Consider the following 25,535-nt stretch of genomic DNA (forward strand, 5'->3'; position numbering starts at 1 on the left):
GGTCGGCCGGCCGCCGGCGGCCCGGTCGGCCGGCGGCGCCGGCCGGCGATCGGTGGTCTGGGTCACGCGGTCCCCCTCATCCGGCGCACCGCGTAGAGCAGCACCGGCGCGCCGACGAACGCGGTCACCACGCCCACCATCAGCTCGGACGGGCGCATCACCACGCGGCCGAGCACGTCGGCCAGCAGCAGCAGGGTCGGCCCCAGCAGCGCGGAGAAGAGCAGCTGCAGCCGGAAGTCGATGCCGACCAGGGCCCGCACGATGTGCGGCACGGCCAGGCCGACGAAGGCGATCGGGCCGACGGCCGCGGTGGCCGCCGCGCACAGCACGGTGGCCGCGACCAGCCCGCCGGCCCGGGTCAGCGTCGGGTTGGCGCCCAGCGCGTGGGCCGAGTCGTCACCCAGCGCCAGGGCGTTGAGGCCGCCGGCCACCAGCGCGGCCAGCACCAGGCCGACCACGGCGAACGGCAGCACCGAGACGAAGACCTCGAAGCTCCGGCCGCCGAGCGCGCCCACCACCCAGTAGCGGTAGCTGTCGAAGACCGTGGGCTTGCTGAGGGTCACCAGCTGGATGTAGGCGGTCAGCACGGCGGAGACCACCGCGCCGGCCAGCACCAGCCGCACCAGCCCGGTGGCGGCCCCGGCCGAGCCGACGGCGTAGACCAGCAGCCCGGCGAGCAGCGCCCCGGGCAGCGCCCACCAGACCGCGCCGGCCTGGCCGCCGGCGCCCAGGAAGGCGGTGGCCGTGACCACCCCGGCGGAGGCGCCGGCGTTCACCCCCAGCAGGCCGGGGTCGGCCAGCGGGTTGCGGGTGATGCCCTGCATCAGGGTGCCGGCGACGGCCAGGCAGACGCCGGCCAGCAACCCCAGCACGGTACGCGGGTAGCGGCTCTCCACCACCGTCGCGATGTAGGGGTCGGCGTCGCCCCTGAGGGTGGCCAGGACGTCGCCGAACGAGGTCGTCTTGCTGCCGAAGACGATGCTGGCCAGCATCGCCAGGGCCAGGGCCGACAGGCCACCGAGGGTGAGCCCGACCAGCCGAGCGACACCGGCCCGGCGGGGGGCGGTGTCGCTCGGCGTGGACGGGCGGGTGATCGCGGTCATCGCGCGCGTCGTGGGCTCGCCAGGGTCAGTTGTCGAGGGTGGCGAGGGCCTCGTCGATCATCGGCAGGTAGCGGTCGATGCTCCACGGCACGGTCAGCGGGTTGATCATCGAGGAGGCGGTGACGAACGGGTTCTCGTCGCCGTAGACCACGCCGCCGCGCTCGATCGCCGGGATGGCGGAGTAGAGCGGCTGGGCCTCGATCTCCTCGCGGTTGGCCTCGTCGCTGTAGAAGGTGAAGATCAGGTCGCTGTCGGCGAGTTGGTCGCCGTTCTCCAGGCCGATCAGCGCCGAGTCGGTGCCCTCGACCTCCTCGAAGGTCTCCACCACCGGGTCCACGGTCAGGCCGAGCGAGGTGACCATCTCGACCCGCTGCTCCTCCGGCAGGAAGACACCGAGGGTGCCGGGGCCGGTGTTGTAGATGTAGGAGAAGGTGACGCCCTCGTACTCCGGGCGGGAGGCGGCGGCCTCGGCGAGCTGGTCCTGGATGTCCTGGATCAGCACCCCGGCCTGGTCGGGCTGGCCGAGCGCGGTGGCGATCAGCTCGATCTGCTCGTCCCAGTTGGTGGACCAGGCCAGGTCCGGGTAGGCCACGGTGGGCGCGATGTCGTTGAGGAGGTCGAACTGGTCCTGGGTGATGCCGGACCAGGGCGCCAGGATGACGTCGGGCTCCAGCTCCAGGATGGTGTCGAAGTCGAGGTTCTCGCCGCCGGCGATCAGCTCGGGCAGCTCGTCGCCGTTCTCGGTGATCGCCTCGTGGACCCAGGGCAGGTAGCCGGTCTCGTCCGCGCCCCACTCGTAGGACTCGACGCCGACCGGGGTGTGGCCGAGGGCGATGGCGGTCTCGGCGGAGCCCTGGCCCAGGGTGATGACCCGCTCCGGCTGCTCGGGTATCTCCGCGTCACCGAGCGCGCTCTCGATGGTCACCGGGAAGGCCGCGGCGTCGCCGTTCCCCTCGGCCGAGCCGCCGGTGGAGTCGGCGGACTCGTCGTCGTCCGATGACGAGCAGCCGCTGAGGACCAGGGCGGCGGCGGTGGCCGCGGCGGCCAGGGTGAGGCGCTGGCGGCGCGCGGCGCGGGAGAAGGTCGACGGCATGGACGTTCCTTCGAGTCAGGGACGGGAAGCTTAGGTAAGCCTAAGCTTAGACCATCCCTCCGTCGCCGCCCGGCGCGGGAACCCCCGGCCCACGGGTCAACTACCCCGCCGGGCACCGGACACGCCCGCCCGCCGCCAGCCGGCGACCACAACTCCCCCACGCCGCCCCCATCTTGGCCACGCGAACGGGCGAGCGCCCCACCGGCGCCCGCCCGTTCCGCGTCCGACGGGGTGCTCAGCCCCTGACGCCCGCCGGCTCCGCCGACTCCGCCGCCGCGTCCGCGTCCGGCTCCGCCCCGGCCGGCGCCAGGTCCAGACTGTCGCGCAGCTTCGTCGGGGTGAGGAAGAGCGTCGCCACCAGGCCGACCACCGCGATCGAGGCGGAGATCAGGAAGATGTTGCCGGTGGCGTCGCCGTAGGCGGCCTGCACGACCTCCCGGACGGCCGGCGGCATGGCGTCGATGTTGAGCGTGGAGCCGCCGGCCGCGCCGCCCGCCGGGTCGATCCCGGCGGCGGCCAGCCCCTGCGCGATCCGGGTGCTCACCTGGTGGGCCAGCACCGCCCCCAGCACCGAGACGCCCATCGTGCCGCCCAGCGAGCGGAAGAAGGTGATCGCCCCGCTGGCCGCGCCGATCTCGTGCAGCGAGACGGTGTTCTGCACCACCAGCAGCAGGTTCTGCATCGCCATCCCGACGCCGACGCCGACCAGGAACATCCCGGCCCCGACCAGCACCAGCGAGGTCTGGTGGTCGATGGTGGACAGCACCAGGAAGCCCAGGGTGAGGGCGATCACCCCGGCCACGATGTACGGCTTGACCTTCCCCGTCCTGGACACCAGCCGGCCGGAGACCGCCGCGCTGATCAGCACCCCGGTCATCATCGGGATGGTCAGCAGACCGGCCTCGGTCGGGCTGTAGCCGCGCCCGGTCTGGAAGTACTGGCCGAGGAAGACCGCGCCGCCGAACATCGCCATGCCGACCGCGAGGCTGGCCACGATCGCCAGCGCCGGGTCCCGCCGCCGCACCACGTGCAGCGGCACGATCGGCTCCCGCACCCGCGCCTCCACCAGCACGGCCGCGGTGCCGAGCAGCACGGCGCCGCCGACCATGGCACCGCTCTGCCAGGAGATCCAGGCGAACTCGGTGTCCACGAAGGTGACCCAGAGCAGCAGCAGGCTCACGCTGACCGCGATCAGCGAGGCGCCCAGGTAGTCGACCCGGGTCTCCGGCCTGGGCGTCTCGACCAGGTGCAGGGTCCGGCTCAGCATCACCAGCGCGAGCAGGGTGAACGGGACGCCGACGAAGAAGCACCAGCGCCAGCCGAGCCAGGACACGTCGGTGATGGCGCCGCCGAGCAGCGGCCCGCCGACCGTGGCGACCGCCATCACCCCGCCGAGGTAGCCGTTGTACCGGCCGCGCTCCTTGGGGCTGACCATGGCCGCGATCACCACCTGGACCAGCACCTGGAGCGCGCCGAGCCCGAGGCCCTGCACCGCCCGGAAGCCGATCAGCTGCCCGGCGCTCTGCGCGAATCCGCAGGCCAGCGAGGAGAGGGTGAAGATCAGGATGCCTATCTGGAGCAGCCGCTTCTTGCTGAAGAGGTCCGCCAGCTTCCCCCAGACCGGGGTGGACGCGGTGGAGGTCAGCAGGGTGGCGGTGACCACCCAGGTGTACTGCGACTGGGTGCCGTCCAGGGAGCCGATGATCTGCGGCAGCGCCACCGAGACGATGGTGGAGCTGATCATCGCCATGAACAGGACGATCAGCAGTCCGCTCATGGCCCGCAGGACATGGCGGTGGTCCATCGGCGCGGTCGGTGACGGCGCGGCGGTGTGTGCGCTCACGCGCGACCTCCAGCGGATTGTTCGAGGGGACGGGCGGCCGGGCGGACCGCCACAGACCGTTTCACTGTACATGCACATTGGGTATTTTTGCTCAGTGGGTAATTTTGCTCACCGGGTAGGATCTGGGAACCATGGAGAGCATCACGGGACTGCGTGAACGCAAGAAGGCCGCCACCCGGCAGGCGGTGCACGAGGCGGCGCTGCGCCTGACCGTCGAGCGCGGGATCGAGAACGTCACGGTCGAGGCCATCGCGGACGCGGCCGGCGTCTCCCGCCGGACCTTCTCCAACTACTTCGCCTCCAAGGACGACGCCCTGCTCTTCGGCGAGGAGCAGCAGACCAGGGCCCTGGTCGAGACCCTCCGCCAACGCCCGCCCGATGAGCCGGCCTGGACGGCGCTGCTCGCCGCCGCCGGCACCCTCTCGGCCCGCGCCGACAGCCCCGAGGAACGCGCCCGCCAGGTCCGCAGCCGGCTCGCGGTGCGCCACCCGTCGCTGCTGGCCCGCCAGATGGGCAACCACGTGGCCCTGGAACGCGACCTGGTCGAGGCGATCGGCGGCCGCCCCGGCACCGAACGGATCCGCCCCCAGGTGTACGCCGCCGCCTTCCTCACCGCGCTGCGGATCGCCACCCGCCAGTGGGCCGAGGAGAACGCCACCGGCGAGCTGATGGACTACCTGACGGAGATCGGCGCGGAGTTCGCCCGGCCCTTCGAGTAAGCCCCGGTCGGGTAAGCCCCGGCGCCCCGACGGACGCCGTCCGCACCGGACGTCACCCGGTACGCCGCTCCGCCAGGTCCAGCCAGTGGTCCACGTCGGACGGCGTGTGGTGCCGGATGGCCCAGTCAACCATCCGCAGGCTCATGTGCGCCCAGCAGCGGCGCAGCGTGCCCGCCGGCAGCCCGGCCAGCACCGCGTCCAGCCGGTCGACGACCCCGGGGCCCGGCTCCTGACCGTGCAGGCCGAAACGCAGGGTGACCAGGTCCAGCGCGCGGTCGCCACGCGCCGCGCCGTCCCAGTCGACGACGCCGGTCAGGGCGCCGCCGGCGGCCAGCAGGTTGCCCGGGTGGAAGTCGAAGTGCACCGCGTCGTCCCCCGGCAGCAGGTCGTCCGGGTGCTCCGCGGCCACCTCGGCGATCCAGTCCGCGAGGACCAGCGACCGGCGGCTGTGTCGGCGCAACGGCTCGTGCAGGCAGAACCCGGGGCCGTCCGCCGCCAGGTGGAGGTTGACCGACGGCACCTCGGGCCGGCCGGCGAGGACGTCGGCCTGCGCCGCGTTGAGGCCCAGCACCCGCGTCAACAGCCCGCCGTCCAGCCGGGCGACCTCGCTGCCCGGCAGCAACTCCTGCACCATCACCACCGCGTCGTCCACCCGGGCCAGCAACTCGGTCGCGGGCGCCGGGTAGCCGGTGGCCCGGAGCGCTTCGAGGACGGCCAGCGGCCCCCTCCGGAACGCGGCCACGGCGACCCCGGGACGCCACTTCAGCACCGCCGGCCGGCCGTCCGGCCACCGCACCCGCGCCGCCCCGACCTGCCCGCCGGCGAACGGCCCGAGCACCAAGAGGCGCACCCCGGTCGCCCGGAACAGCCCCTCGGTGACCCGTTCGGCGTCCAGCCTGGCCACCCGGGGCCAGTCGGCGGCCGGGCCCGCCGGCGGCTCGGGCCCGCGGTCAGGCGGCGCCGGCGGCACGCTCGGACGCGCCACGCAGGACGCAGAACTCGTTGCCCTCGGGATCGGCCAGGACCACCCAGCCGGTGCCGTCGGGCTGCCGGTGGTCGGCCACCAGGGCGGCGCCCAGACCCAGCAGCCGCTCGACCTCCACCTCACGCGAGGTCTCCGGGCGGAGGCAGAGGTGCAGCCGGTTCTTGCCCTGCTTCGGCTCCGGCACCTGCTGGAAGTAGAGCACCGGGCCGCCCGGCAGCGACACCTCGGTCTCCGGGTCGCCCGGCCGGTCGTCCGGGTGCGGCGGGGCGCCCGTCACCTCGCTCCAGAACCGGGCCAGTTGATAGGCGTCCGCGCAGTCGATCGCCACATTCCGCAGAACCGAGACCATGCCCCGAGCATGCCGCACGGTGTCCCCGGGGCGCCACCCACTTCGCCCGCCGTGACCGGCTACCGGCGCCGCGCCGCACGGCCGGCCGGCGGCCGGCCGTTGTCAGTGCGGGTGCGTATCCTCACTTCCCGGCGCCACCTCCTGGCGCCCGAACGGCCCCGCCCCCGCCGACCGCCCGCCGGCCGTCGCCCCCGAACCCGGCCGGCCCCGACCAGCCCCGCTGAGCCCAGGAGTTGAGCCCCGTTGAACCTGTCGTCCCATCCGGCGCCGGGCGTCGGCCCGGCGCCCGCCCCCGCCGTCCTGGTCCTGCCAGGTGGCGGCTACGAGATGCTCGCCGACCACGAGGCGGAGCCGGTCGCCGACTGGTTGAACGGGCTCGGCCTGCACGCCTTCGTCCTGCGCTACCCCGTCGCCCCCGCCCGCCACCCCGAGCCGCTGGACGCCGGCCGGGCCGCGCTGCGGCACATCCGCACCGCCGACCATCCGGGCTTCCGGGTCGTGCCGGACCGGGTGGCCGTCCTCGGCTTCTCGGCCGGCGGCCACCTGGCCGCCTCGCTGGCCGGCTCGGACGAGCCGCCGAACCTGAGCGTGCTCTGCTACCCGGTGATCTCGCTGACCGTGGACGCGCCGGCCGGCAGCCTGCACAACCTGCTCGGGCCCTCGCCCGGCCCGGAGGAGCTGGCGGCCAACAGCGCCGAGACCCGGGTGCACGCCGGCACCCCGCCGGCCTTCCTCTGGCACACCGCCGACGACGACGCGGTCCCGGTCTCGCACAGCCTGCGCTACGCCGAGGCGCTCGGCCGCCTGGACATCCCCTACGAACTGCACGTCTTCCCGTCCGGAGCGCACGGCCTCGGCCTGGCCCAGGGCTCCCCGCGAGTGGCGGCCTGGCCCGGGCTGTGCCGGGACTGGCTGGCCGGCCACGGCTGGCTGCCGGACGGCGCGGCACCCCGCCCGGCCGGCTGACCTGGCCGCTCCCGGTCCCGACGCCGGGGCCGACGCCGGCCCCGGCCGGACAGCGGAGAGCCCCGCCGGACGTGCTGGTGTCCGGCGGGGCCTGGGGGCTGCCGTCAGCCCGGCCGAAGTCGTCCGCGATCAGCCGAAGTTGACGTCACTGCACAGGTAGTACGACTGGTCCAGGTGCGAGGCCTGCCAGATGGTGAAGACCACGTGGTGCCCGCTGCGGCCCGGGGCACTCACGTCGAAGGAGATGTTCTGCGCGGGCGGGTAGGCGCCCGTCTCCTCGACCAGCTCCAGGTCGCCCCAGGTGAGCGGCTGGGTGCTGGGGTCGAAGCCCTCCTCGGTCACATAGACCTGGAAGTAGTCGGCGCCGTGGCTGGCCTGGTCGTACAGCTCCACGGTGAAGTCGGAGCCGACGTCCGTGGTGTGCCAGGGCCCGACGGCGTCGAGCGAGTCGTACCGGCCGCCCTCGGTGTTGCCGCCGCTGCACAGGGTGCCGTCCGGGATGGCGCCCTGGTGGTTGCCGCCGACGTTCTCCCGGTACAGGCCGTTCCAGTTCCACATGGCGTTGGGGTTGTCCTGCCACGCCTGCCAGCACATGGGGTCTTCCTGCGCCATGTCCGGGTTCAGGTGGTCGGAGCCCCAGCGGTCGAAACAGCTGTAGTTCCGGGAGGCCGGATCGACGATCGAGCCGTGCGCGGCCGCGGTGTCGGTCCAGGGGATCAGAAACAGCATGGCCGCGGCGAGCAGCGCGGCGATCCTGGCGGTCACTGGTTTTGCGGGTATATGCCACTGCATAGTGCGCGAACTCCGTTTTCCGGGTATGGGGGTTACCGGTTTGGGAGCGCTCCCATTAGCATGCCGAGTGTACCCGGGGAGCCACCGGAGGGAAACACCGTTCACCACTCGAATTCCGCCGGCCGTGCCGTGAGTTGATCAGGATCGGGCGGCCCGGCCGATCTTCGGCGAAGGCCGGGGAAAAGGCCGCGGAAACCCGGCGCCGGCCGGCCGGAAACGCCGGCGCCCCCGGCCGGCCGGGGCCGGGCGGGGGCGCGGACCGCGAAGTCGGCGCGGCCGGAACAGGGTCAGGAGGCCAGCCAGCCGTGGCCGCGGGCCAGCCGCTCGACACCCTGCCGGACCTGGAGGATCTGGGCGGCGGTCAGGCTGGGCACCCCCTCCAGCAGGGCCTCGGTCAACTCCTGACGGAACTCCCGCGGCGAGAGCACGTCGCAGAGCCCGTCCTCGACGACGCCGGCGGGCGCCGACTGCTCGGCCCGGGCGGGCACGGCCGCCGCGCTCTCCGTGGCCGCTTCCTTGACCACGCTCACCAGCGAGGCCTTCGGCCCGCGCTCGCCCTCGGCGACCTCGAACTCGACGACGGTCCCCGGCTGGTACAGATGCTTGTCGTCCAACAGGTCGTTGGCGTGCATGAACACGTCTTCACCACCCGCGTCGGGAATGATGAATCCGTAACCGCGAATGTCGTCAAACCGAACAACCCTGCCCTGCGCCATAGCACACCTCACCACAAGAGCCAGTTAGCTCAACAGCCAATACTCCCGGCACACTACCAAGCCCGCGCGAGGAGAAGAACCCGCCTGGCGACGGGCCACCGACCGCCCGCCGGCCGGTGGTTCCGGAACTCCCGGGCGGGCACGAGTGGTTGACCGGCTTCGCACGGTGACCCTACGTTCAGGGCGGTCCGTCTCCCGCACCCCCACGCTCCGGGGCCGCCCCGCCCCGGCACGAACGGAGAGAAAAAGGTCATGACCGAAGCCCACGCCCCCCACCCGGCCGCCGCCGAGCCGGCCGGCGCGCGCCGCCGTTCCCGTCGAACCCGCGCGGCCCGGCTGTGGCTGGCCGGCCTGGTGGCCGCCGGCACCGCCCTGGCCGGCACCTCGCTGGCCACCGCCGGCGAACAGGCCGCGCCCGAAGCCGAGGCCGTCACCCCGCTCCAGGAGCACGGCGCGCTGGAGGTGTGCGGCACCACGCTCTGCGGCGAGAACGGCGAGCCGGTGCAGCTGCGCGGGATGAGCACGCACGGCACCCAGTGGTACGAGAACTGCGTGACCGAGGCATCCCTCGACGTGTTGGCCGACGACTGGGGCGCCAACGTGATCCGGGTGTCCACCTACGTCCAGGAGGACGGCTACGAGACCGACCCGGCCTACTTCACCGACGTGGCCAGCCGGATCATCGACCAGGCGACCGCGCGCGGGCTGTACGTGGTGGTGGACTGGCACATGCTGACCCCCGGCGATCCCAACGTCAACACCGAGCTGGCCAAGCGGTTCTTCACCGAGATCACCGCCCGGCACGGCCACCAGGACAACCTGATCTACGAGATCGCCAACGAGCCCAACGGGGTCAGCTGGGCGGGCATCCGCGGCTACGCCGAGGAGGTCATCCCGGTGGTGCGGGCCGGCGACCCGGACTCGGTGGTGATCGTCGGCACCCGGGGCTGGTCCTCGCTGGGCGTCTCGGAGGGCTCGGACGAGTCGGAGATCGTCGCCAACCCGGTGAACGCGGAGAACGTGATGTACACCTTCCACTTCTACGCGGCCTCCCACCAGGAGGGGTACATCGATACGCTGGCCCGCGCGGCCGACCAACTGCCCATCTTCGTCACCGAGTTCGGCACCGAGGAGTACACCGGGGACGGCGGGCACGACTTCGCCTTCGCCCAGCGGTACCTCGACCTGCTGGCGGAGAAGAACATCAGCTGGATCAACTGGAACTACTCGGACGACATGCGCAGCGGCGCCGTCTTCCAGCCGGGCACCTGCGCCGCGGGCAGCTGGGGTGACCCGGGATCGCTGAAGGAGTCGGGCGTCTGGATCAGCGAGCGCGTCGGGGGCTGACGCCCCGGCCCGTCGGAGGCGGGCGGCAAGGTACCAGAACCCGGGCCGGCCGGGTGGGGGCGCTCCCCCACCCGGCCGGCCCTTCGCTGTGCCGGCTGCCGGTGGAACGTGCCTGCTCAACGCGGTGGCCGTGGCGGCGGGCCGGGGTCGGTCGCGGGGTGCCGCGGCGGACGCGGGACCACAGGTTTTTCTTATAGAGGGAAGTTCGAGCGGATGTATTGCTGTAGGCGGAATTAGGTCGTAACTTGCAGGACACCCACGTTCAAGCACAAAGGAGTCGCCATGAGCTGGTCCGAAACTACCTCTGTCGTGTCATGAGCCTCGAAGGGGCTGCAACGGTCACAAGCGCTCCGCAGGGGACAGCTCGGATGCATCTGGCGGAAAGCTCCGGTCGCTTGGCGCGCTTCTTCGGTCAGCGCTGGGTGCGGGACCTCGGGTTGAAGATCTCCGGGGTGCTGGTGGTGCTCGCGGTGCTGGAGCTGTGCTCCCGCACCGGACTGCTCTCCCGCGACTGGTTCCCGCCCATCACCGACACCTACGCCGAGCTGTTCAAGCTGGCCGCCGGCCACCCGCTGTGGACGGAGATCGGCCGCACGCTCAGCGGCTGGGCGCTGGGGCTGGCGCTGGCCACCCTGCTGGCCGTGCCGTGCGGCATCCTGCTCGGGTCGAACCAGACCGCCTACCGGCTGGCCCGGGTGGTGATCGAGTTCTGCCGGCCGGTGCCCTCGGTGGCGCTGATCCCGCTGGCGGTGCTGGTGTACGGCGTCGGCCTGGAGATGAAGGTCTTCCTGATCGTCTTCGTCACCTTCTGGCCGATCCTGCTCCAGGTGATCTACGGGGTGCAGGACGTGGACCCGGTGGTGCGGGACACCGCCCGGTCCTACGGACTGCCGCCGGCCGCCCGGTTCTTCCGGGTCACGCTGCCGAGCGCCGCCCCCTACATCGCCACCGGCCTGCGGATCTCGTCCGCCATCGCGCTGGTGCTCGCGGTGACGGCCGAGCTGGTGGTGGGCGCGCCGGGGCTCGGGCAGTCGATCGTGGTCGCCCAGTCCAACGCCAACCTGCCCCGGATGTACGCCCTGATCATCGTCACCGGGCTGGTCGGCTGGCTGCTCAACATCGCCTTCCAGGCGATCGAGCGCCGGCTGCTGCGGTGGCACCCGTCCCAGCGCCAGGAGGTCGCCCAGTGAACCGCCGTGCCCTCGGGTTCCTGTTGGAACTGGCCCTGCCGGCCGCCCTGTTGGTCGGCTACGGACTGTGGGCCGCGCAGGCCCAGAGCTTCTACTTCCCGCCGCTGGGCGAGATCCTCCAGTACTTCCGCGAGCTGTGGCTCTTCGAGCGGGTGGGCAGCGACCTGGTGCCCTCGCTGCTGCGGATGTCGGCCGGCTATCTGGCCTCGGTGGCCGTCGGGGTGGCGCTCGGCCTGGTGCTGGGCATGTCCCGGATGCTGCGCACCGCCGCCGAACCGGTGGTGGAGTTCCTGCGGGCGCTGCCGGCGCCGGCGCTGATCCCCTTCTCGCTGCTGCTCTTCGGCTCCGGCGACAGCTCCAAGATCTTCGTGATCGTGCTGGGCGCGGTCTGGCCGATATTGCTGAACACCATCGACGGGGTGCGCGGCGTGGACGCCCAGCAGCTGGACATGGCGCGCGCCTACCACATCCCGCTGGGCGCCCGGGTGCTGCGGATCATCCTGCCGGGGGCCGCGCCGCGGATCTTCGCCGGGATGCGCACCTCGCTGGCCATCGCGATCATCCTGATGGTGGTCTCCGAGATGGTGGCCAGCAGCAACGGCCTGGGCTACTTCGTGCTGGAGCAGCAGCGCTCCTTCGCCATCCCGGAGATGTGGACCGGGATCATCCTGCTCGGCGTGCTGGGCTACGTCCTCAACTGGCTCTTCCAGCGCCTCGAACGCCGGGTGCTGGCCTGGCACTTCGGCCTCAAGGGGCTGTCCTCGCCGGCCGCCGGTCCGGCCAGGCGCACCAAGTCCCCGAAGGCCGCCGCCGGGACCGCCCGGTCCGCCCCGGTCCCTCAGACCACCGAGACCACCGAGACCGCACCGGCCGCCGCCACGGCCGCCCAGCGGCCGGCCCGTTCCGCCACCCGCTCGTCCTCGTCCGACGGAGAAGTCTGATGCTCAACGTTTCCCACCTGCGGAAGGTCTACGGCCCCGACCCGAGCGCGGCGCCCGCCGTCGCCGACCTCAACTTCACCGTGGCGGACCAGGAGTTCGTCTGCATCCTGGGCTCGTCCGGCTGCGGCAAGACCACCATGCTGCGCTGCCTGTCCGGCCTGATCCCCTCCACCTCGGGGGAGATCACGCTGCGCGGCGAGCGGGTCACCGGCCCGCCCAAGGACATGGCCTTCGTCTTCCAGGACTACAGCCGTTCGCTGCTGCCCTGGATGTCGGTCCGCCGCAACATCGCCTTCCCGCTGCGCTACAAGGGCGTGGAGCGGCGGGAGGCGGCGGCGCTGACCGAGGAGGCGCTGGAGGCGGTGGGCCTGGCCGGCCGCGGCGACCGCTTCCCCTGGCAGCTCTCCGGCGGGATGCAGCAGCGGGTGGCGATCGCCAGGGCGCTGGCCTACCGGCCCAAGATCCTGCTGATGGACGAGCCGTTCGCGTCGGTGGACGCCCAGACCAGGTCGGGGCTTGAGGACCTGCTGCTGCGGGTGTGGGAGCACTACGGGGTCACCGTGCTGTTCGTGACCCACGACATCGACGAGGCGGTCTACCTCGCCGACCGGGTGCTGGTGCTGCGCCCGCCGGCCAACGTGGGGCACGAGGTGACGGTCAACCTGCCGCGGCCCAGGGACCAGGTGCGGACCAAGGAGAACCCGGAGTTCGCCCGGCTGCGTGGCGAGCTGTTCGCCGCGATCGACGGTGGGGCGGTCGCCGCGTGACCGGGCGGCGGCCGGCCCGGCGGCGGACGCGCGCGGGCGCGCTGGCCGGCGCGCTCGCCGGGCTGCTGGTGCTGACCACGGCGGCCTGCAGCGACTACGGGGGCGACCTGTCCGGCGCGAACGTCTCCGGCAGCGGGGACGGCGACACCCTGGTGGTCTCGGAGACGGCCGGCGTGCCGTCCTCGTTCCTGGCGTACGGCGTCGCCCAGGGGTACTTCGCCGACGAGGGGGTGGACCTGCGGGTGAGCCCGTCCAGCGGTGGTGCCAGCGTGATCCCGGCGCTGCTCAGCGGCGACATCGACGTCGCCGGGTCCAACGTGGTCTCGGCGATGATCGCGATGGGGCGGCGGATGCCGATCCAGATGGTGGCGGCCGGCACCTCGACCGCCGAGGACCCGGCGGACGACTTCGCCTCGCTGGTGGTCCCGGAGGACAGCCCGATCACCGAGCCGGCGGACCTGGACGGCACCCGGATCGCGGTGAACTCGCTGCAGAACATCAACGACGTGGTGGTCAACTCGGTGCTGAGCGAGGCCGGGCTGACCAACGACGACATCCGGTTCGTGGAGATGCCGCTGCCGGACATCCCGGCGGCGATCCAGCGCGGGGACGTGGACGCCGGCGTGCTGATCGAGCCGTTCGCCTCGATCGGCCGCTCCCAGGGGCTGCGCGTGCTGGCCAGCCCGTATGTCAACACCCGCCCCGGGCTGCAGATCGGCACCTACCTGATGACCTCGGAGCGGGTGGCGGACGACCCCGAGCTGGTGGCGGCGTTCCGGGCCGGCGTCGAGCGGACGGCGCGGTCGGTGGCCGAGGACCCGGACGCGTTCCGGGCGGCGCTGCCGGAGATCAGCGACCTGTCGCCGGAGTTGGCCGGGCAGATGAACCTGCCGGTCTGGCGGGGCGGGAACGACCGGGAGTCGATCGAGACCATCCACGCGGTGATGCGCGAGATCGGTCTCACCGAGGCGGATCTCGACTACGAACGCTCGGTGGCGGACTGACCCCTCCCGGATACGCCGGCCCCGCCCCCCGCGCCCCGGGGGCGGGGCCGGTCCCCGTCCGCCCCGGGAACGCGCCCCCTTCACGACCGCCCCACCCGGTGGTACGGTCCGCCGACGTCCGATTTCGGGCGGTCTCATCGGACCCGACACCCCCACGGAGTGGTCGCGATGTCCCCGGACGAAGAGTGGGTACAGACCCTTTCCACCGGCAACCTGTTGCTCATCGCCGGCGCCGCGGTCGCCGGACTGCTTTTTCTGATCATCGTGCTTCGGATGCACGCCTTCCTGGCGCTGATCACGATCAGCCTGGTGACCGCGTTTGTCACCGGGATCCCCGCCGAGCAGGTGGTGCCGACCCTGACCGGCGGCTTCGGCGACACCCTGGCCGGGGTGGCACTGCTGGTCGGGCTGGGTGCCATCCTCGGTCGGCTGATCGAAGTGAGCGGCGGCGCCCAGGCGTTGACCGACGCGATGCTCCGCCGGTTCGGGGAGCGGCGGGCGCCGCTGGCGCTCGGCGTCGCCTCGCTGCTCTTCGGCTTCCCGATCTTCTTCGACGCCGGCCTGGTGGTGATGCTGCCGATCATCTTCGCGGTGGCCCGCCGACTGGGCGGCGGGGTGCTGCGCTACGGGCTGCCGGCGGCCGGCGCTTTCTCGGTGACGCACGCCTTCCTGCCGCCGCACCCCGGCCCGGTGGCCGCCACCGAACTGCTGGGCGCCGACCTCGGCCTGGTGACCGTGTTCGGGCTGCTGATCGCCGTCCCCACCTGGTATGTGACCAGCTATCTCTTCGGGTTGTGGGTGGGCCGGCGGGTGGTGCTGCCGGTGCCCGAGCTGCTCACCGGCGGGCCGCAGGCGGAGCGACGGGACGACCCGCCGCGGCCGGCGACGGTGATCGCCCTGCTGCTGCTCCCGTTGCTGCTGATCTTCGCCCACACCGGCCTGGACGCGGCCCGGGCGGCCGGCTGGGTCAGCGGCACCGAGCGCTGGTACGAGCCGGCCAGGGCACTGGGCGCCACCCCGGTGGCGCTGCTGATCGCGGTGCTGGTGGCCAGCCATGTGCTGGGCACCCGGCGAGGCCAGGGCCGGGAACTGGTCTCCGAGCTGACCGACTCGGCGCTCGGGCCGGTCTGTTCGATCATCCTGATCACCGGCGCCGGCGGCATGTTCGGCGCCACGCTGCGGGCCAGCGGCATCGGGGACGCGCTCGCCGACAGCCTGGCCGACCTGGGACTGCCGGTGGTCGTCGCGGCCTTCGTGGTGGCCGGTGCGCTGCGGATCGCCCAGGGCTCGGCGACGGTGGCGCTGACCACCGCGGCGGGGCTGCTGCAACCGGTGGTCACCGGCGGCGGGTTCGGGTCGCTGGCGCTGACCGCGATCGTGCTGGCGCTGGCGGCCGGCTCGGTGATCGCCAGCCACGTCAACGACTCGGGGTTCTGGCTGGTGGGCCGCTTCATGGGAATGGACGTGCGGACCACGCTGGCCACCTGGACCGTGTTGCAGACCCTGATCGCGGTGCTGGGCTTCGCCCTGGCGGGCGCGCTCTACGCGGTGGCCTGAGGGCGGCCACCAGCCCGGCGGGCGCCTTCGGTGGCGTTGATCGGCACGCCGTGGGAACGCCCTCTCCGAGATGTGGGCGGTCCCGCACCCGGACGGCGCCCGGGCTGCTCGGCCCGCTGGCCGCGTCCCGCCGGCGGTTCGCCGACGCGGCCGACGACCGGCCCCGGCCGGGGGGGGCCGGCCCGGCGGCGACCGAGCGGCTGGTCCGGCGGGCCCGGCCGGGCCCGCCGCGGCGGCGCGATGACGACCGGCCCCGGCCGGACTCCGCCGGGTCAGGCGGTGAACTGGCCGCGGAGCGTCTCCTGGAGCTGGTCCCTGGCCTCCAGCAGCCGCTCGGCGAGCGCCCCGGCCTGCTCCCGCGCGGCGAGCCGGTGCGCCGGGACGACGGCCGCCACCGAGGCGAGCGGGGTGCCGGCGCGGTCCCGCAGGACGGCGGCGACGGCCGAGATGCCCAGCTCGCCCTCCTCGATGTTGACCGCGTAGCCCAGCCGCCTGATCTCCGCCAACTCGGCGGCCAGCGTGGACCATTCGGCCACCGAGTGGGCGGTGCGGGTGGTCAGCTCGGCGTCGGCGAACCGGCGGGCCAGCTCGGACTCGGGCATGGCGGCCAGGATCGCCTTGCCGGCGGCCGTGCAGTGCGCGGGCAGCACCACCCCGGTGCGGTTGCCGACCCGGACCGCGCGGGGGCTCTCCACGCAGTCGATGAAGCGGACGTTGCGCCCCTCCAGCAGGGAGAGGCTGACGGTCTCCTCGGTGCGGTCCCGCACCTCCTCCAACACCGGCCTGGCCACCTGGCGGATGTCCACCCGGCCGATGGCGGCCAGCCCGATCTCGTTGAGCACCGGGCCGGGCCGGTAGGCGGTGTTGGGCTTCTCCTGGAGCACGAATCCGCGCCGGCGCAGCGCGTTGAGCAGCCGGTGCGCGGTCGAGGGGGCGACGCCCAGCTCGCCGGCGGCCTCCGAGACGCGCAACGCCTGGCGCTCGCCGATCAGTTCGAGCAGGCGCAGGGCGTTGTCCACCGAGCTGGCGCCCGAACCGGCGCTGGTCGGCGGGGTCGTGGCCGGGCGCGCTCCGGGAGCATCATTCGACATAAAAGAATTCTAGCCCAGTTCTTTTCTGTTGAGGGGCCCCGGGCGGTAAGGGAGTCCGCCCCGCCCGGGGCACGCGACGGCGGTCAGCCCCGCCGCACGGCGAGCGTCATCGCGCCGACGCCGCCGATCGAGGCGTGCACGGTGTCCCCCGGCTCGATGGCGCCCACACCGGGCGGCGCTCCGGTGAAGATCAGGTCCCCGGGGAGCAGCGTCATCATGTGCGAGGCGTACGAGACGATCGCCGGGACCGGCGTCAACAGGTCGCGGGTGTTGACGTGTTGGCGCTTGCCGCCGTTCACGTCCAGCCAGATCTCCAGAGCGCCCGGGTCTCCGATCTCGTCCGCGGTGACCAGCACCGGGCCGAGCGGGCTGAAGGTGTCGTAGCTCTTGCGGCGCGAGCGGTCGGCCGCCGAGCGGACCGTGATGTCCAGCCCGAGGGTGTAGCCGAGGACGTGGTCCAGCGCCTCGTCCAGGGCGATGTCCCGGCCGCCCCGGCCGACCACGATCACCAGCTCCGACTCGTGGTGGATCTCCTGCCCCGCGTCGACGACCTCGGCCGGCAGCACGATGTCGTCGGCCGGGCCGGAGAGAGAGGACGGGGACTTCAGGAAGACGTCGAAGTTCATCATCCAGGACTCCACGCCGCCCAGCGTGCGCTCCTGCACCCCGTGCATCTCCGCGACGTGGTCGGCGTAGTTGCAGGCACAGGCCACGATCTTGCTCGGGTTGACGGCCGGGGCACGCAGCCGCACCGCCGACAGCGGGCGGCCCTCGCCGGCCGCCGCCGCCTCGGCCAGCCGGTCGCGCGCCGCGGGGAAGTCCCGGCACAGCCGGCGCCACCAGCCGGCGGTCAGCGGGTCCGGATCGTGCGGCCAGCCCAGCGCGTCGGTGACGTCGACCACCCGCGCCCGCTCCCCCGTTCCGTCCACCACGCCCAGGCGATGGTCGTCGAAGAGCACCAGCTTCATCTCGTCCTGCTTTCCTTCGGTCCGCCGGCCGCGGCCGGTCGGATGGGTGAGTCGGGGGGCGTGGCCGGGGCCGGCCGGGTGGCGGGCTCAGCCGAAGACACCGGTGACCTCCTGGGCCGCCGGCGACCGCTCCTCGCGGTAGACGCCCAGCGCGCGCAGCACCGGGTCGTCGCCGAGCGAGAACAGGTCGGCGCCGGCCGCGCTGTGGTGTTCCTCGGCCACCCAGGACGGGACCACGAACATGTCACCGGCGGTCCAGTCGAAGCGCCGCCCGTCGAGCACGGTGTGGCCCTCGCCCCGGAAGACCACGTAGATCCGGTTGCCGCTGCGCCGCACCGGCCGGGCGGCGCCGCCGGGCCGTACCCGGTGCATCCCGCAGGAGAGGGTGGGCAGCACGCTGGCCCCCGAGCGCGGGTTGGTGAACTCCAGGCTCACCAGCGGCTCGTCGGACGCGGCGGCCAGCTCGGTCAGCCGCGCGTCGGTCTCGGCCCAGCGGTAGACCAGCAGCTCGGACGGGTTCGGGTCGAGCGGGCCGCGGACCGCGCCGGCCACCATGGTGTCGCCCGGCGTGCCGCCGCCGTCCCGGAACTCCCGCTCCGAGCGGTTGTGTTCGCCCACCACCGGCTGCCGCAGCTCGGGGTGTGGCTCGAAGAAGATCGCATCCAGCGCCTCGATCATCGGCAGGTCGAGCCCGTCGAACCAGTACATGTGCCCGTCCCCGCCGTTGGCGTGGTCGTGCCAGGCGCCGCCCGGGGTCAGCACCAGGTCGCCGGGGCGCATGTCGCAGGCGTCGCCGTCCACCGTGGTCCACACTCCCTCGCCCTCGGTGACGAACCGGATGGCGCCCGGCGTGTGGCGGTGCGCGGGGGCGGTCTCCCGGGGGCCGAGGCACTGGAGCGCGCCCCACAGGGTGCCGGCCGCGTAGGGCTGGCCGCCGAGCCCCGGGTTGGTCAACGACAGCACCCGGCGCTCGCCGCCGCGCTCCACCGGAACCAGCCGGATGGCGCGCTCGGCCAGCGGGCGCAGGTCGGCGGCGCGCCAGAGCCAGGGCACCGCGCGGGGGCGGGGGGTGGGGGTGAGCAACTGCTCGGTGATGGTCCACAGCGGGCGCAGCCCGGCGGCTTCGATGTCCCGGTAGAGGGCGGTCAGCTCGGGGTCGGCCGCCGCGGGCCGGCCGGCCCTGGCGGCCTCGCCCCCGGCCTCCCCGGCCGGCCGGTTCTCCTCGGTGGTGGACATGCGGACCTCCAGATCGTTGACGGGTGCGGTCGTCGTGCGCGGCGGTTCGGGGCCGGCGCCCATGGACTGCGGCGCCCCGGGTCGCGACGCCCTGGCTCGTGGCACCTCGGGGCGCGGCGCCCTGTGGGTGCCGGGCGCTTGGGGTGCCGGGCGCTTGGGGTGCCAGGCGCTTGGGGTGCCGGGCGCTTGGGGTGCCGGGCGCATGGGGTGCGGCGCGCGGTCAGGGCGCGCGGGTGCCGGCGGGTGCCGGCGTGCGCCCGGGCGGGAGTCCGATGCCGAAGCGCCGCACGCTCTCCAGGAGCGAGACCCGGCGCATGTAGCCGCGGGCCCGGTCCGGGTCGGCCGCGATGGCCCGCATCTCGGCGTGCGCGGCGCGGCGCCGCGTCTCGTCGGTCTCCATCAGCCGCTCGGTGTTGCGCTGGGTGTCGGCCTGCACGTACTCGACGGCGACCCGGCGGCGGCGCTCGGCGAAGGTGTCAAGCTCGGCGTCCGGGTCCGCGCCGCCGGCCGCGATCCGGCCGATCCGGCGGGCCAGGTCGACCGCGTCGTGGATACCGCTGTTCAACCCGACGCCGCCCATCGGGCTGTTGATGTGCGCGGCGTCGCCGACCAGCAGCACGTCGCCGACCCGGAAGGTCTCGGCGACCCGCTGGTGCACCCGGTACAGCTGCCGGTCGATGATCGGGTAGCCCTCCGGACGGGGCGCCACCCCCTGGAACTGCCGGTGCAGCGTCTCCTCGGCCAGCGCCTCGGCCTCGGTCTGCCCGGCCGGCACCGGCCAGACCGCGCGCCAGGACTCCGGGGTGCGCAACAGGAAGAGCCACTCGTGCGGATCGGCCACGTAGTTGACCTCGGCGATCCCCGGCAGCACCCGCGCGAGGTCGACGGAGGTGCTGGCGATCAGGAAGCGCTCGGGGTAGGTGAAACCGGTGAACTCCACGCCCAGCGCGCCGCGCACCGTGCTGCCGGCGCCGTCCGCGCCGATCACGTGGCGGCCGGAGAGCTCCTCCGGGCCGCGCGGGGTGTCGAGGGTGACGGTCGCGCCGCCCCCGGGCCGCCGCCGCACCCCGGAGACCCGGCAGCCGAAGCGCAGCTCGACCTCGGGGGTGGCGCGCAGCCGCTGGTGCAGCATCCGCACTAGGTGCTGCTGGTTGAGCTGGAGCCGGTAGGGGAACGGCGTCTCGTCCGCCAGCAGCCGGAAGTCGAACTCGGCGATCAGCCCCTCGGCCCGGTCCCGGAAGTGGTAGATCGGCACCCGCAGACCCTCGGCGTGCATCTGCTCGGCGACGCCCAGCTCGTCGAGGAGTTCGAGCGTCGCCGCGTGAAAGGTGGAGGCCCGCCAGTCGGTCTTCGGCTCGTCCTCGGCCTCGATCAGGACGACCGGCACGTCGAGTCGGGCCAGCCAGGCGGCGGCCACCATCCCGACCGGGCCGCCGCCGACCACCAGGACCGGCTCGTCGTTGAGTCCACGCTGTTGTGCTGCCATGGGCTCAATCTCTCACGAGTTCCATCCATGAGAAATAGACCTGGAGAAACTTCCTCTATGCAGAAAAAGGCGGCGGTGCGGCGGACTCGCCCGTCAGGGCAGGGTCAGCACGCGCGGCCCCTCCCGGGTGATGGCGACCGTGTGCTCGATGTGCGCGGCCCGACTGCCATCCACGGTCAGCAGCGTCCAACCGTCACTCGCGGTGCGGTACTCGTCGCGCCCGCCGGCCATCAGCATCGGCTCGATCGCGAGCACCAGGCCGTGCCGGAGCGGGAAACCGCGGCCCGGGCGCCCCCGGTTGGGCACGTGCGGGTCCTCGTGCATCTCGCGGCCGATGCCGTGCCCGCCGAAGTCGGTCGGCATGCCGCAGCCCGCCTCCCGGGCGACCTCGCCGATCGCGTGCCCGATGTCGCCGAGCCGATGGCCGACGACGGCGGCGGCGATGCCGGCGTCCAGGGCCCGCCGGGTCGCCTCGATCAGCTCCAGGTCGGCGGGGCGGGCGGTGCCGACGACGAAGCTGACGGCCGCGTCGCCCGTCCAGCCGTCCAGCTTGGCCCCGCAGTCGATGCTCACCAGGTCGCCGTCGCGCAGCCGGTACCCGGTGGGCACGCCGTGCACCAGGGCGTCGTTGACCGAGGCGCAGATCACCCCGGGGAAGGGGGTGGACGCGAAGGACGGCTGGTAGCCGAGGAACGGCGAGGTCGCGCCGGCCTTGGCCAGCACCTCGCGGGCCACCTCGTCCAACTCCAGCAGCGACACGCCCACCGCGGCCGCCGCCTCGACGGCGGCCAGCGCCTGCCCCACCACCCGGCCGGCCTCGCGCATCCCGTCCAGCGCCGCGTCGTTCTTGATCTCCACCATGAGCCGTGTCTCCCCACCGCCGTGGACCAATACTTATACCGGTATTAGTATCACGGCCATGGTGAGAACCCCGTTGACCCCCTGGGAGCGCGCCCGCGGCGAGCGCTTCGGCCAGCTGCTGCGCGCGGCACGCGGCGACCGGAGCATGGTGGAGGTGGCCGCCGCGGCGGGCGTCTCCGCCGAGACGCTCCGGAAGATCGAGACCGGGCGGGCCCCGACCCCGGCCTTCTTCACCGTCGCGGCGCTGGCCGCCGCGCTCGGCCTCTCCCTGGACCAGCTCGTGGACGCCTGCGCGCCCGAACCAGCCGAGGAGCCCCGTGCGTTGACGGCCTGAGCCGGCGAAGCCGGTGGCCGGGCCGGGCCCCGGTTCGCGCCGCGTCGCGCGCCGGCTCACACGCCGGTTCGCGCGCCGGTTCGCCCTCTGCGCGCCACCCCGCCGGCGGGGCCTACCGTGTGAGGGCACCGACGGCGCGACGGACGGAACGAGATGGCGGATCGACTGCTCTGCGTGGGCTCCTACACCAGCGAAACCGGCGGCACCGGCCCCGGCCTCACGGTCCTGCGGGAGGACCGGACCAGCGGCACGACGACCACGGTCGCCGAGCTGGAGACCCCCGGCTGCTCCTGGCTCGCCTGGCACCCCCGGCTGCCGGTGGGATACGCGGTCAACGAGCTGGCCACCGGCGGCATCACGGCCTTCACCGTGAACGCCGACGGCACCCCCCGGGTGCTGGCGGTCCTGGAGAGCGGCGGCGCCCTGCCCTGCCACTTGGCGGTCACCCCGGACGGGCGGCACGCGCTGGCCGCGCACTACGGCAGCGGCAGCGCCGCGGTGTTCGCGCTGGACGAGCGCGGCCTGCCGACCGGCCGCACCGACCTGGTCGAGCTGACCGGCTCCGGCCCCGACCCGGAGCGGCAGGAGGCACCGCACGCCCACATGGTGACGCTGAACGCCGCCGGCACCCTGGCCAGCGTGCTGGACCTGGGCAGCGACACCGTCTGGTCCTACCGGCTGACGCCGGACGGCCGGCTCACCGACCGGGTCGCGGCCCGGCTGCCGGCCGGCTGCGGGCCCCGGCAGCTGGTCCGGGCGGCGGGCGACCGGGCCTACCTGGTCGCCGAGTTGAGCGGTGAGCTGGTCACCCTGCGGGAGCCGACGCCTGGCCACTTCGAGGTGGTGCACCGCACCCGGGCCTCGGCCAGGCCGGAGGAGAACCTCAGCGCGCAGTTCACCCCCGCCCCCGACGGGCGGTTCGGCTACTTCTCCAACCGGGGCCCGGACACCCTCACGGTGTTCGCCCTGGACGACTCGGCGGCGCCGACCGTGGTGACGGAGTACCCGCTGGGTGCCGCCTGGCCCCGGCACTTCACCGTGCACGGCGATCGGCTGTACGCGGCCTCGCAGTTCGACGACGTGCTGGTCACCCTGGACCTGGACCAGGAGACCGGGGTGCCGACCGAGGCGCACCGGCACCCGGTCAACTCCCCGGTCTTCGTCAGCGTGGTTCCCACCAGCACCGTCTGAGACGTCGGGAGGGCCGGGACGACCGCGGCGGCTGAACGCTCGGCCCGGCGGTGGGGGTTGACCACTGTCGACGGGCCGTTACCAGGCTCGGACCCCGCTGTCAGACCCCCGTGCCACACTGTCGGAGACCGGCTGACCACGGGGGGCGATGACGGTGACAGCACGAGACAGCGGAGAGCGGGGCGGGCGGCGGGCGCCCGGGATCGGCGCGGCGCCGGGCGCCGTGCCCGGGTACGCGGCGCTGGCGGCGGTGGCCGCCGCCGGTGCGGCGTTCGCCCACCGGGAGGGGCTGGGCTGGCTGCGGCTGTGCGGGCTGGCGCTGCTGGCCGCCGCGCTCTGGCGGCTGGTCTGGCACGCGCGGGCCCGGCTCACCGGCAGCGCCGCGCTGCTCCGGGTCGGTCTCCCGCTGGCCGAGGCGCGGCCCCTCCCCTGGCACCACATCAGGCTGATCACGGTGGACTTCCGGGGCCCCGAGCTGCTGACGCTGGACGGCGAGCGGCTCCGGCTGCCGGCGCCCCGTGGCCATCTGACGGTCAGTCCACGGCGGTTCGACGCCGCGGTCGAGGCGCTGCGGGCGGCCGTGCCGACGGCGGAGGCCGCGCGCATAGCCGTGTCCTCGCCACCGGCCGGCCGCTGGACGGGCCGGCGGCTGCTGGCGCGCTGGGCCGCAGTGCTGCTGTCGGTGGCGGTGCTGGGCGGCTGGGCCGTCAGCCGGGACGAGCCGTGGCACGCGCCCTGGTGGCCGGGGAGCGCGACGCTGTCCGCGCTGCCCGACCCGTGCGCCGTCGGAGAGGCGAGCGTCGAGCCGCTCGCGCTCACCTGGGAGGAGCCGAGGCCGACGACGGACGCGACGGACACCTACCGGGTCGAGGGGTGCGGCTTCGTCGGGGAGGAGGCCCGGGTCGAGCTGCGCTACCAGCTCTTCCCTTGGCACGGCTCGGCTGGCGACCGCCCCCGGGACGCGGCGGCTGCCGCCTTCTACGGCGGCCTGCCCCCGGGGGCCTCGGCCGAGAGGATCGACGGCCACGACTGGCGGCGCGCCCAGGACGACGCCGGGGTGGAGCTGTTCGCCCTGGACTCCAACGTGATCGTGAGCGTCACCTACTGGCACGGCGTGCTCGCGGAGCCGTCGCCGGCCATGGAGACGGAGGTGTCCCGGCTGGCCAGCCGCGCCCTGACCGCGCTCTCCGACTGAGCCGGACTTCGGGTGAGGCGGGGCGGGAGCGGGGCCGGGCGGGCCGCCGCCGGCTCAGACGGCGGCGGCCAGCGCCTCGAACTGCTCGTCGGTCAGCTCGACTTCGGCGGCGGCCACGTTGTCCTCCAGGTGGGCCACCCGGGAGGTGCCGGGGATGGGCAGCAGCGCCGGCGAGCGGCGGAGCAGCCAGGCCAGGGCCAGCTGGGAGGGGCTGGCGCCCTGCTCGGCCGCCACCCGGGCCAGCGGCCCGTCGCCCTGGGCCAGCGCCCCGGTGGCCAGCGGGAACCAGGGGATGAAGGCCAGGCCCTGCCGCTCGGCGTACGCCAGCACGTCCTCGGCCGCCCGGTCGGCGAGGTTGTAGCGGTTCTGCACGGAGACCACCGTGGCGTACCGCGCGGCCTCGGTGAGTTCGGCGACGCTGACCTCGCTCAGCCCGATGTGCCGGATCTTGCCCTCCGTCTGGAGTTCCGCGAGCGTGCCCAACTGGTCGGCGAGCGGCACCTCCGGGTCGATCCGGTGCAGCTGGAGCAGGTCGATACGGTCCACGCCCAGGTGCCGCAGGCTGAGTTCGACCTGCTGGCGCAGGTAGGCGGGGCGCCCGATCGGCACCCAGGCGTTGGGCCCGGTGCGCGCGAAGCCGGCCTTGGTGGCGATCACCAGGTCGTCCGGGTAGGGGTGGAGCGCCCGCCGCAGCAGCAGGTCGGCGGTGAACGGGCCGTAGGCGTCGGCGGTGTCGATCAGGGTCACGCCCAGCTCGACGGCGCGGCGCAGCACCCGCACGGCCTCCTCCGGGTCGGCCGGGTCGCCCCACACCCCCGGGCCGGTGAGCTGCATGGTGCCGTAGCCGAGTCGGTGCACGGGCAGGTCCCCGCCCAGGGCGAAGGTGCCCGACCGGTGGGCCGGGGTGGCGTCCGAGTGGGTCATGCCGTCCTCCAGGGGTCGGTGTCGGAAAGGCCGCGGCCCAATCTAGGGCCTGCGCCCGCCGTCCCGGCGGACCGGCCGGCGGCCCTGAGCGCCGGCCGCCGGGCCCCGGTCAGCGGTAGACCCGGCCCGGCTCCGGGAGCCCGGGCGCGAACAGCTGGCTGACGGTGACGAAGGTGTAGCCCTCGCCCTTGAGTTCCTCGATGATCCCCGGTACCGCCGGCACCGTTCCGTCGTAGAGGTCGTGGAGCAGGATGATGCCGTCCCGGTCGGCGCCCTCCAGCACCCGACCGCGGATCAGGTCCGAGTCGGTGGTCTGGTAGTCCTTGGCCGTGACGGTCCAGAGCACCTGGGCCAGGCCGAGTTCCCGGCTCACCTCGCCCACCTCGTCGTTGGTGCGGCCCTGTGGCGGGCGCATCAGGGTGGGGGTGACGCCGGTCAGCTCGGCTATCGCCGCCTGGGTGCGGGCCAGTTCCTCGTGGATCTCGTCCCGGTCGATCTCGGTGAGGCGGCGGTGGGTCCAGGTGTGGTTGGCCAGCTCGTGCCCCTCGTCCACCATCTGCCGGACCAGCTCGGGGTAGGTGTCGATGTGGTTCCTGCCCAGCAGGAAGAAGGTGACCGGCACCTCCTCGGCCCGCAGGATCTCCAGCAGTTCCGGGGTGTGCTCACTGGGCGCCGAGTCGAAGGTCAGCGCGATGCAGGTGAGCTCCTCGCAGTCCGGCCCGTCCTGCGGCACGACCGCGTCCCCGCTCGGCTTGCTCCGCACCTCGGCCGCGGAGACCGTGGACATCGAGCAGCCGCCCAACGCCAGCAGCGAGACCGCGGCGGCCAGCGCCACGGCCGCCCGTCCCCGTGCCCGCACGCCTCTTCGTGACATGTG

General features: G+C 73.7%; 25 protein-coding genes. 11 read left to right on the forward strand and 14 right to left on the reverse strand.

Going from position 1 to position 25,535, the window contains the following annotated elements:
- Positions 1-62: 62 nt before the first annotated feature.
- The 3 genes from RM844_RS25915 to RM844_RS25925 form a co-directional block, all read right to left on the reverse strand.
- Positions 63-1,103, reverse strand: coding sequence for a FecCD family ABC transporter permease (locus RM844_RS25915; protein ID WP_394814596.1), 1,041 nt, complete (start codon positions 1,101-1,103; stop codon positions 63-65).
- A 25-nt stretch (positions 1,104-1,128) separates the two neighbouring features.
- Positions 1,129-2,196, reverse strand: a complete 1,068-nt coding sequence (locus RM844_RS25920) for an iron-siderophore ABC transporter substrate-binding protein (protein WP_311669807.1) — start codon at positions 2,194-2,196, stop codon at positions 1,129-1,131.
- Between the two features lie 235 nt (positions 2,197-2,431).
- Entirely contained in the window at positions 2,432-4,000 is a 1,569-nt protein-coding gene (locus tag RM844_RS25925; RefSeq protein ID WP_311669876.1) for an MDR family MFS transporter, read from the reverse strand.
- A gap of 170 nt (positions 4,001-4,170) precedes the next feature.
- On the opposite strand from RM844_RS25925, the gene RM844_RS25930 reads away from it, so the two are divergent.
- Positions 4,171-4,758: a TetR/AcrR family transcriptional regulator gene (locus RM844_RS25930; RefSeq protein ID WP_311669808.1), complete on the forward strand. Its 588-nt coding sequence runs from the start codon at positions 4,171-4,173 to the stop codon at positions 4,756-4,758.
- A 52-nt stretch (positions 4,759-4,810) separates the two neighbouring features.
- On the opposite strand, the gene RM844_RS25935 is transcribed toward RM844_RS25930, so the two are convergent.
- Positions 4,811-5,743: an aminoglycoside phosphotransferase family protein gene (locus RM844_RS25935; RefSeq protein WP_311669809.1), complete on the reverse strand. Its 933-nt coding sequence runs from the start codon at positions 5,741-5,743 to the stop codon at positions 4,811-4,813.
- The gene (locus RM844_RS25940; RefSeq protein WP_311669810.1) at positions 5,709-6,092 is read right to left on the reverse strand and encodes a VOC family protein; all 384 of its coding nucleotides are present in this window, start codon (positions 6,090-6,092) and stop codon (positions 5,709-5,711) included. The genes RM844_RS25935 and RM844_RS25940 overlap by 35 nt, the downstream gene beginning before the upstream one ends.
- Positions 6,093-6,335: 243 nt before the next feature.
- On the opposite strand from RM844_RS25940, the gene RM844_RS25945 reads away from it, so the two are divergent.
- Positions 6,336-7,058, forward strand: coding sequence for an alpha/beta hydrolase (locus tag RM844_RS25945; protein ID WP_311669811.1), 723 nt, complete (start codon positions 6,336-6,338; stop codon positions 7,056-7,058).
- Positions 7,059-7,187: 129 nt separating this feature from the next.
- Here the strand turns inward: RM844_RS25945 and RM844_RS25950 are convergent, their stop codons facing one another.
- Both RM844_RS25950 and RM844_RS25955 read right to left on the reverse strand, forming a co-directional pair.
- The gene (locus RM844_RS25950; RefSeq protein WP_311669812.1) at positions 7,188-7,850 is read right to left on the reverse strand and encodes a lytic polysaccharide monooxygenase auxiliary activity family 9 protein; all 663 of its coding nucleotides are present in this window, start codon (positions 7,848-7,850) and stop codon (positions 7,188-7,190) included.
- A 287-nt stretch (positions 7,851-8,137) separates the two neighbouring features.
- The gene (locus RM844_RS25955) at positions 8,138-8,566 is read right to left on the reverse strand and encodes a cold-shock protein (protein WP_311669813.1); all 429 of its coding nucleotides are present in this window, start codon (positions 8,564-8,566) and stop codon (positions 8,138-8,140) included.
- Between the two features lie 252 nt (positions 8,567-8,818).
- Here RM844_RS25955 and RM844_RS25960 point away from each other — a divergent pair, with 252 nt between their 5' ends.
- The 6 genes from RM844_RS25960 to RM844_RS25985 all read left to right on the forward strand — a co-directional run bounded on the left by RM844_RS25960 (position 8,819) and on the right by RM844_RS25985 (position 15,372).
- Entirely contained in the window at positions 8,819-9,913 is a 1,095-nt protein-coding gene (locus RM844_RS25960; RefSeq protein ID WP_311669814.1) for a glycoside hydrolase family 5 protein, read from the forward strand.
- Between the two features lie 368 nt (positions 9,914-10,281).
- On the forward strand, positions 10,282-11,103 hold the full coding sequence (locus RM844_RS25965; RefSeq protein WP_311669815.1) for an ABC transporter permease: 822 nt from the start codon (positions 10,282-10,284) through the stop codon (positions 11,101-11,103).
- Positions 11,100-12,044 carry an ABC transporter permease gene (locus RM844_RS25970; RefSeq protein WP_311669816.1) on the forward strand — a complete coding sequence of 315 codons (945 nt, stop codon included), beginning with the start codon at positions 11,100-11,102 and terminating at the stop codon, positions 12,042-12,044. Before RM844_RS25965 ends, RM844_RS25970 begins: the two co-directional genes overlap by 4 nt.
- The gene (locus RM844_RS25975; RefSeq protein ID WP_311669817.1) at positions 12,044-12,811 is read left to right on the forward strand and encodes an ABC transporter ATP-binding protein; all 768 of its coding nucleotides are present in this window, start codon (positions 12,044-12,046) and stop codon (positions 12,809-12,811) included. Before RM844_RS25970 ends, RM844_RS25975 begins: the two co-directional genes overlap by 1 nt.
- Complete coding sequence (locus RM844_RS25980; RefSeq protein WP_311669818.1) at positions 12,808-13,815, forward strand: ABC transporter substrate-binding protein; 1,008 nt, start codon at positions 12,808-12,810, stop codon at positions 13,813-13,815. The genes RM844_RS25975 and RM844_RS25980 overlap by 4 nt, the downstream gene beginning before the upstream one ends.
- 168 nt (positions 13,816-13,983) lie before the next feature.
- Entirely contained in the window at positions 13,984-15,372 is a 1,389-nt protein-coding gene (locus RM844_RS25985; protein WP_311669819.1) for a GntP family permease, read from the forward strand.
- Between the two features lie 272 nt (positions 15,373-15,644).
- Here the strand turns inward: RM844_RS25985 and RM844_RS25990 are convergent, their stop codons facing one another.
- The 5 genes from RM844_RS25990 to map all read right to left on the reverse strand — a co-directional run bounded on the left by RM844_RS25990 (position 15,645) and on the right by map (position 21,014).
- Complete coding sequence (locus tag RM844_RS25990; RefSeq protein ID WP_311669820.1) at positions 15,645-16,463, reverse strand: IclR family transcriptional regulator; 819 nt, start codon at positions 16,461-16,463, stop codon at positions 15,645-15,647.
- An 83-nt stretch (positions 16,464-16,546) separates the two neighbouring features.
- The gene (locus RM844_RS25995) at positions 16,547-17,431 is read right to left on the reverse strand and encodes a fumarylacetoacetate hydrolase family protein (protein ID WP_311669821.1); all 885 of its coding nucleotides are present in this window, start codon (positions 17,429-17,431) and stop codon (positions 16,547-16,549) included.
- Positions 17,432-17,518: 87 nt separating this feature from the next.
- A complete protein-coding gene (locus tag RM844_RS26000; protein WP_311669822.1) occupies positions 17,519-18,667 on the reverse strand; it encodes a cupin domain-containing protein in 1,149 nt (382 codons plus the stop codon).
- A 220-nt stretch (positions 18,668-18,887) separates the two neighbouring features.
- Complete coding sequence (locus tag RM844_RS26005) at positions 18,888-20,153, reverse strand: FAD-dependent oxidoreductase (protein WP_311669823.1); 1,266 nt, start codon at positions 20,151-20,153, stop codon at positions 18,888-18,890.
- 93 nt (positions 20,154-20,246) lie between these two features.
- Positions 20,247-21,014 (reverse strand): type I methionyl aminopeptidase, encoded by a 768-nt coding sequence (map, locus tag RM844_RS26010; protein WP_311669824.1) that lies wholly within the window; start codon positions 21,012-21,014, stop codon positions 20,247-20,249.
- A 58-nt stretch (positions 21,015-21,072) separates the two neighbouring features.
- Between map and RM844_RS26015 the strand changes: the two genes are divergently transcribed.
- From RM844_RS26015 to RM844_RS26025, 3 genes are all read left to right on the forward strand, one after another.
- Positions 21,073-21,348, forward strand: coding sequence for a helix-turn-helix domain-containing protein (locus RM844_RS26015; protein WP_311669825.1), 276 nt, complete (start codon positions 21,073-21,075; stop codon positions 21,346-21,348).
- A 153-nt stretch (positions 21,349-21,501) separates the two neighbouring features.
- Complete coding sequence (locus tag RM844_RS26020) at positions 21,502-22,539, forward strand: lactonase family protein (RefSeq protein ID WP_311669826.1); 1,038 nt, start codon at positions 21,502-21,504, stop codon at positions 22,537-22,539.
- A gap of 154 nt (positions 22,540-22,693) precedes the next feature.
- Positions 22,694-23,734 (forward strand): hypothetical protein, encoded by a 1,041-nt coding sequence (locus tag RM844_RS26025; protein ID WP_311669827.1) that lies wholly within the window; start codon positions 22,694-22,696, stop codon positions 23,732-23,734.
- A gap of 54 nt (positions 23,735-23,788) precedes the next feature.
- Here the strand turns inward: RM844_RS26025 and RM844_RS26030 are convergent, their stop codons facing one another.
- Together RM844_RS26030 and RM844_RS26035 are read right to left on the reverse strand one after the other, a co-directional pair.
- Positions 23,789-24,658 carry an aldo/keto reductase gene (locus RM844_RS26030; protein ID WP_311669828.1) on the reverse strand — a complete coding sequence of 290 codons (870 nt, stop codon included), beginning with the start codon at positions 24,656-24,658 and terminating at the stop codon, positions 23,789-23,791.
- A gap of 109 nt (positions 24,659-24,767) precedes the next feature.
- Complete coding sequence (locus tag RM844_RS26035; protein WP_311669829.1) at positions 24,768-25,532, reverse strand: polysaccharide deacetylase family protein; 765 nt, start codon at positions 25,530-25,532, stop codon at positions 24,768-24,770.
- Between the last annotated feature and the right edge of the window lie 3 nt (positions 25,533-25,535).

Origin of the sequence: Streptomyces chisholmiae (assembly GCF_031845445.1) — a bacterium.
Taxonomy (GTDB): Bacteria; Actinomycetota; Actinomycetes; order Streptomycetales; family Streptomycetaceae; genus Streptomyces; species Streptomyces chisholmiae.